General features: G+C 62.9%; 4 protein-coding genes. All 4 read right to left on the minus strand.

The genetic code is table 11. The annotated features are described in order from the left end of the window. Nucleotides 1-5: 5 nt before the first annotated feature. The 4 genes from AC07FD_RS39505 to AC07FD_RS39520 all read right to left on the minus strand — a co-directional run bounded on the left by AC07FD_RS39505 (nucleotide 6) and on the right by AC07FD_RS39520 (nucleotide 6,605). A complete protein-coding gene (locus AC07FD_RS39505) occupies nucleotides 6-908 on the minus strand; it encodes an ArdC family protein (protein WP_478354211.1) in 903 nt (300 codons plus the stop codon). A 320-nt stretch (nucleotides 909-1,228) separates the two neighbouring features. Further along, nucleotides 1,229-3,400 (minus strand): integrase, encoded by a 2,172-nt coding sequence (locus AC07FD_RS39510; protein WP_478354212.1) that lies wholly within the window; start codon nucleotides 3,398-3,400, stop codon nucleotides 1,229-1,231. Then, entirely contained in the window at nucleotides 3,397-5,184 is a 1,788-nt protein-coding gene (locus AC07FD_RS39515; RefSeq protein WP_095204695.1) for a hypothetical protein, read from the minus strand. Before AC07FD_RS39515 ends, AC07FD_RS39510 begins: the two co-directional genes overlap by 4 nt. Then, entirely contained in the window at nucleotides 5,181-6,605 is a 1,425-nt protein-coding gene (locus AC07FD_RS39520; protein ID WP_478354213.1) for a tyrosine-type recombinase/integrase, read from the minus strand. Before AC07FD_RS39520 ends, AC07FD_RS39515 begins: the two co-directional genes overlap by 4 nt. Nucleotides 6,606-6,722 lie beyond the last annotated feature (117 nt).

Consider the following 6,722-nt stretch of genomic DNA (forward strand, 5'->3'; position numbering starts at 1 on the left):
GCTGATCATGCCGCCATCTCCTCTGCCTGGGGCTGCTGAGCGTGCATCCAGTCGGCTGCCTGCTGCGCCTTGCTCGCTGCGGTGAAGATGGCCTTGGGATCGTCCTTGAGGACCTTAAGCCAGGAGGCAACATAGGCTGCGTGGTCGGGGCGCGGATGGTGGGCGATTCCCAGATCAGCCAGGACAAGCCCGCTGAGAATTTCCACGCAGCATTCTTCGGCTGCATAGGCCGCTGATCCGAAGCGCCCGGAAAGATCACGGTCGAGCCTGTGCTTGAAGCCGCTGGCGTGCCCACATTCATGGAGCCACACCCCATAAAATGACGCGGCGTCGCGAAACGAGGTGAATGGCGGCATGAACACCGTATCGGCAGACGGCCGATAATAGGCTTCCGATCCCCCGAACTGGGTCTTGACGCCTAGGTTCGCGATGAATGCTTCAGCGTGGGCCAGACGTTCCGCCTCGGGCAGCACAGGAGTCGCCGGGCGCTCGTAGCCGTCGACCTGAGCGACGTTGAAAACCGAGAATGCACGGGCGAACATGCGCCGATGCCCGTCATCAGCGTCCTCGTCGTCGGCCTGCCGGGAAGACTGGATCTCCCTCCACAACACCACAGTGGTGGAGCGTTCTCCTTCACGAACCTGCGCGCCAGCATTCTGCCATTGCTTATAGGTGCCCCAGAGGCCGTCGCCATATCCGGCTGCGAAGCCTGCGGCCCAAAGGGCCAGCGTATTGATGCCGCGATATCGCTTTCCAGACGAGAGGTTGGTCGGGCGCGCGATGCTGGTGCCATTGTGGAACCAGGGCGCACGCCATTCGCCAGCGCCTTGTTCGATCGCGGCAATGATCTCGGCTGTAACGCGAGAATAGACGTCGGCGCGCTGGACGGATGCTGATGTGCTGGACATTGGGGAATCTCCGCGGCCGGCGGCGCGAGCCTTTCTCGCCCCCTCAACCGACCGCCCGACTCCGGCCGTCCTCTTCCTCTCCTGCCGCCCGCTCGGGCGGCTGTTCCTGATTTTTTGTCTTGTCATGATCATTGCTCCTTCTCCGCCGGGGGATGTCCCGGCGTCGGAGCAGCGGATTGCGATGCCTCAGGTGCGGCCGCGCACTCGCAGAGCCGGAGCGCAAGCGGAGGACGGCGATCAGCCGTTGCGCGGATGCGCCGGGCATCGCGCGCTCCGACCACGCCGGGCGGCCACCGGCGCAGGAGCACACCCGGCTCCACTTAGGAGCCGGGCGCGGATTGGCCTTCGTCTATGCTATCGAGGACCTTCCTCGCCCGCTCAAGGTCCTGCTGAAGAATGCTTCGTTGAAGCTGGGACACCCGCTTCTCCTTCAACAGGGTTGCGGCTTCCTGGGCGGAACGTGCCCATACTGGCCGGTGCCTCGCGGTGATGCAGGCATTTGGACAAAGAGTCGGCTGGCAAAGCGCGGTCAGCGGGCCTTTGGCTCCGGTGGCCCGCTTCAAACAGGCGGCCGTACCGGGATCGAAGAAGCAATCGGCCAGCACACCGACATGCAATGTTCGCGCGAGGCTCGCGAGCATGGTGCGCAGCCGGGCTCGATCGGCGATCATGGCCGGAAGCGGGCCTAGATCATCCGATATGCTGTCGAGCGTCTTCGCGATCCGTGCCGCCGCAGGCCCGGACAGCGTGGCTCCGGCCTGTCGTTCGTCGAAATAGATCAACAGGTCATCGAGCTGGCCGAGACTACGCTGGTTCTCGACTTCCGCTCGGAAGCCGGATCGGCTGGAGCCGGCATATCCCTCGAAAGCGGCGACGGAGGCGTGCTTATACTGGATCATGCCGGCGATGGTGCCGAAGGGACGATTGGCGATGTGCCATGCGATCGTTCGTCTGAACTGCCGCGTCGTGATCCGCCAAGGCTGATCACCTGGCCCATTCGGGATCGCCGGCATGCCAGGTGTGCCGAACAGGTCGTTGAGATGATCCCGGAATCGGTTGAGCTGGCGGACGATCTCGGCCGAGAGGTGATCCTTGCAAACAGGCCATGCGATCAGAACGGGCCAGAGCGTCTCGAGGCCGCGGGCTGATGCAACGCGGAACGACAGGCGTTCCAGAACCTCGACAGCTCTGGCAACGGGCTCGATGGTGACCCAGTCGGCAGGTTCGCCCTGGGTGGACTTGCCTTTATAGGCGACGGACCGAACACGATGGCGCATGATCATGCCGTCTTCGCTGCGCGTCAGGGAAAGGCATCCACGCTGCATCGCCTGGACTTCGCAGTCCCGCATGCCGGTCAGATAGGCGCACAGGATGTAGGCCGCCGACTGCAGCATGCGCTCTTCCGCAGCGAGGGTCTTGGCGTCGAAGCGGGGTCGCCACGGCTTACCGGTCTCAGGCAGAATGGCGATCGGCGTATCCATCCCTCCAGCTTCCACGCCGAGTTCGCGTAGAGCGGCATCGATGAGATCGGGCGCACCACTTGCGAGTTGAACATGCATTCGCTTCTCTGCGCGGGCGTCGATGCCGATGTGCAGATGAAGCAGGTGGGAGTTGACGGGTGGCGACAGGTCTCCTGTCGCGGGATGCCGGAGGAATATGCCGTTATGGGCGGTGCCCCAGATCGGCACCCCGCGACCTTCCCTGCGAAGCCGCCCGAAATAGTCCTCAAGCCGGTTACGCTGCTGGCGCCGTCGGTCTTGACGGTCGAGAACGCTGTCCTGCTCGATGAGCGCGGCGCAATGCGCTTCGAGACGGTCCATCTCCTCACGGGCTGCGAAGATATCGGCGGAAAACTCGGTGACATACCGGATCGACCAGGCCAGCAGCGGCGATATGATTGCCTCGGGAATCCGTGGTGTCCGGTTCTCGCGAACCTGACGATAGCCCGCGACACGCGCAGGAGGTCTTCCGGCCCACGGCTGGAATGACAGTCCTCCGGAAGGAAGATCATCGCGATAGGTATAGAGATCGAACGGGACCTCCAGTAGCTGGGTGACGATGACCGGCCGACGAGCACGGTCGGCTTTGAGGTGCCGGGCATAGAGGTCAAGAAGTGGCTGGTCGACGCGGCGGAGATCGACCTCACCGAGTTCATCACGCACGAACTCGAAGAAGCGTCGGGCGCGGTTGAAGACCTGTCGGACACTACCGGGAGAAAGGATCTTGCGGTGACCTGGCAGGTCGACGTTGAGCCGGGCATAGAGAAGTTCGCGCAACGCCTCGCGGACGCTCACATCCTCGATCGACCCGAAATGCACGGTGACGTGACAGCGGCGAGCGCTCTCGCGAAACACGGCCGGACCGAGATCCCAGCTCGGATCGCTGTAGCGCGACAGAGCGTCCCGATCAAAACCAGGCTTTAGCGGAGCGGTCGCGAGAACTGGGCGCAGATCGTATTGCCGTGAGGAAGCTGCTGGCGACAATCCCCTCATTGGCGGGCCTCCGGCGGGAGATAAAGGGTGTGCTCTTCCGCCTCACGGCGGGCTGCGGCGATCATGCTCTCGGGAAATGCCGGCAGAACCTGCCCGGCGATGCGCGCATGGGCGCGGCCAAACTTCATTGCCCACTCTGAGGCGGAGAGACCCGCCCGCTGTTCTTCGATAAACTGTAGGAATGCGATGATCGCGGGCAGCTTGCGCGCGGTGATGACCGCATTGCGGCATTCGAGACAGCCCCAGAATGGTTGCGGGCAAGGTTCGCCCGGTCCTCCGAAGGGGCTGCGATCAAAACCAGAGCATGCGGCGAGCCAAACGTCCTGGTCACCACGCAGGATACTGTCGCGGTCCTCGGGCCCTTCGGGCGGGGGGTCGCATTGCCGCCAGAAATCTTCCTCGGCGGGTGCCAGGACGATCGGACCGGCCGCCGCCGCGACTTCGGAAAAGGCCTCGGCAACGGTGGCTTCGTGCAGCGGGCGTAGCGAAGGGATATCCGCGTAGTGGCGTGCGGCGATCTCGGGAGTATGTCCAACGGCGAAACGGGCCATATGGCCCTCGGTCTTCAGATACCAGAGCGCCTTGTGGGTCTTACGCAGCCGAGAAAGAACGAGGCGGAGCGGCTCACCATCGTCATCAACGAGATCATGCCCCTTTATCCATCTGGCTACGAGTTCCTGCTGATGCTCCAGACCTGCGCGAAGCTGCTTCCGCCCGGTGTAATAATAGAGCCAAAGGTTCTCGCTTGGGACGAACCGCCGTGTGAATGCCGTTGCCTCGATCAGCTTGCGTATCAGACCACCCGGTGTCCCGATCCCGCCATCACGGACACGGATGTGCTTGTGCTCGGCGCCGCGGGCACGCCGCTTCACATAGGCAATCTCGATCGTGCCGGGTCCAGGGTTCTGAAGGCAGTTGATCGTCAACGCCTTGCAGCATTCGAGCTCTAAGCCGGTCTCCAGGGACAGGAAGGTCAGTAGTGGTGGAATATCCATCGCGCGCAGATGGAAGCGTGCGTGCAAATCTTCGGACAGGTTCGAGACCGGAAGACCGCGCCGCAGCCTCATGAAGTATAGGCTCTTGAAGGCGCGGTCCCCACTGCTGAGCCTGCCGAAGGCGACGATCCGGGCATTGGCCTCGTCGGTCACTCTGCGAAGGTTGGCATAGTTGTCGGCTTCATCGAGCGGCTTCCCGATCCGCCGGAATATCCTGGCGATGTCGCCACGCGCAGCGTCTCGAAGCTGCCTTGAAACGAAAGGGCTGTAGGCGTCTCGTGGTCGGGATCGTCCGACAGATCGTGCACTGGTGTAGCGCAGCCGATGGCGAACCCCTTCATTCAGAAGACCAGGCTGGTCGGCGTCGATCGAGCGAAGGGCAAGGATAGCTTTGGCGAGGACAGTGTGTCGGTGGATCGGAGTCATCCCGCCGGCTTCGAGGAAATCCTCGTATCCATCGATGTCGTCAGCACGCAGATCGGCGGGCTTCTTTGCCGTGGAATGCTCGCGCAGATATGCGAAAAACTTCAAGTAGGCCTGCAAATGCTGCTTGATGGTGCTGCATGCGCCGAGCGAACCACCAAGCTCGGACTGCCGACGCAGAGCTCCTGCAAAGGCGATGGCGAAGGGTCGCGGATGCACGCCAGCGAGGTCAACCTCAAGCGTTCCACCGTAACGCGCCTCGATATTGAAGCGCAGCCCGATGACCGGATCTCTGGCGTGCATCGGAGCGATGCCATCGGCCGGTGCAAAGCGGACCGAGGCTCCCTTGCGCGGCCGGCCCGTCATAGCGAAGCCTCCGAGGGAAGCAGCGCCAGAAGTTCCTCGACGGCCGCATCGACGGTATCGGCACGCGTCGCGATGTGGTCGAGGTAGATGTAGGTCGTCGTCAGGCTGGCATGGCCGAGAAGCCGTTGCACCTGCTGGAGAGGATCACCGAGCATCTGCCGGTATCCTTCCATCGAGCCGGCAGGAAGCGCAGCGTCACGGATACGGTGCTGAATGAGCATCGCCAGCATGTGAACGGCAAAGGTGTGGCGTAGCTGGTGCGGGCTGATGTTGATATCGAACCCGAGGGACCGGCACCGGCTGGAGGCGCGGGCGAAAATGACTTCCCACGAGTTCGGCTGCACCGGCATGCCGACCTCCGAAAGCCACAATGCCGCCGGTTCGCTCGGCGTGCCGTTGCTGTTGCAGACAATAATCCGGCAACGTTCCTCGGGGTCGAGCAGATCGAGAGCGATGTCGCCACCGTCCAGCAGTCGCAGCCGGGCCGGGTGCCGTTCCTGATGAACGAAGATCGGACGGTCGATCGACTGCCATCCTGACCGCTGCTGAAACTTCGTGATGGCATGAGCTCGCTCGACATCGACATAGGCGCGCACCTGTGCGAGCAGTCGAGCGGGAGCGAGGATCTGGCGACCGCGATCGCCCTTGGTCTGGGCGTCCGGCAGATCCAGCCAGACCTGACGGCCCGGACGCTGATCGGCGAAAACGAGATCGGAGGTGAAGAGAGATGATGCTTCTTCCAGCCGAAGCCCTGTGGTCACGAGGAGATCGGCGAACAATGCATTGCGGATACCGTTGCGATCACGGGCGCCGGGGCGTGTGCGGCCGTCAGGCAAAAGCGCCTTGAGGCCGACATCCCGAAAGCGCCGATAGTCCTCGAGCGTGACGAAACTGACGTCCGCTCGACGCGCGGCAGGTTCATAGGCATCGTTCCGCGCGGCCATCTGCGACCGGCGCCCACCGTACCCCTGCCTCCAGACCGAGCGATGCGTGAAGGGTGCTTCTGCAATCAGTCCTTCCTGCACACCCCAGCGATATAGCCGATCGAGACAGGCAACGGCGCGATTCCACGAAGCGGCGGAAATGCGTTGTCCGACCTCGGCGCGGCGGCGGACGCGATGATAGGCAAGGACATCATGCCGGTCGGCTTGCCATATCGTCTTGGCGCAGGCTTCCGAAAGAAAACGAGCCCAGACGAGAACGTCGTAGCCATAGGCACGAAGGGAATGGCGTGAGCGAACGCCATTGAGAGGAAGATCGCGTAAAAAGCGATCCAGATCAGGATCGTAAAGCGCTCCGTCCCGGAGGATCATTGGGACATGGGCATCAAGGCCGTCCGCTGATCTGCGCTCCTGAATCGTAATGCTCGAAGCTGCGATTACACTGTCCACAAGTTGTTCAACCTTCCCCCGGACCCCCATCCGGGGAGCCCAGCATCAACGAAGGAGTTCAACTTGCCCGGCGCTATCCAGGCCGGCCTCCGCCAGCTATGTGGGAGCGCTGCGGCCGGCCTGGATAACGCCTCCGTCAGTCCTGTT

Source organism: Mesorhizobium waitakense, assembly GCF_056431085.1.

Excerpts from the sequence above, each read along its gene's own strand:
- AC07FD_RS39505 (WP_478354211.1), bottom strand. The coding sequence starts at position 908 with ATGTCCAGCACATCAGCATCCGTCCAGCGCGCCGACGTCTATTCTCGC.
- AC07FD_RS39510 (WP_478354212.1), bottom strand. The coding sequence starts at position 3,400 with ATGAGGGGATTGTCGCCAGCAGCTTCCTCACGGCAATACGATCTGCGC.
- AC07FD_RS39515 (WP_095204695.1), bottom strand. The coding sequence starts at position 5,184 with ATGACGGGCCGGCCGCGCAAGGGAGCCTCGGTCCGCTTTGCACCGGCC.
- AC07FD_RS39520 (WP_478354213.1), bottom strand. The coding sequence starts at position 6,605 with ATGGGGGTCCGGGGGAAGGTTGAACAACTTGTGGACAGTGTAATCGCA.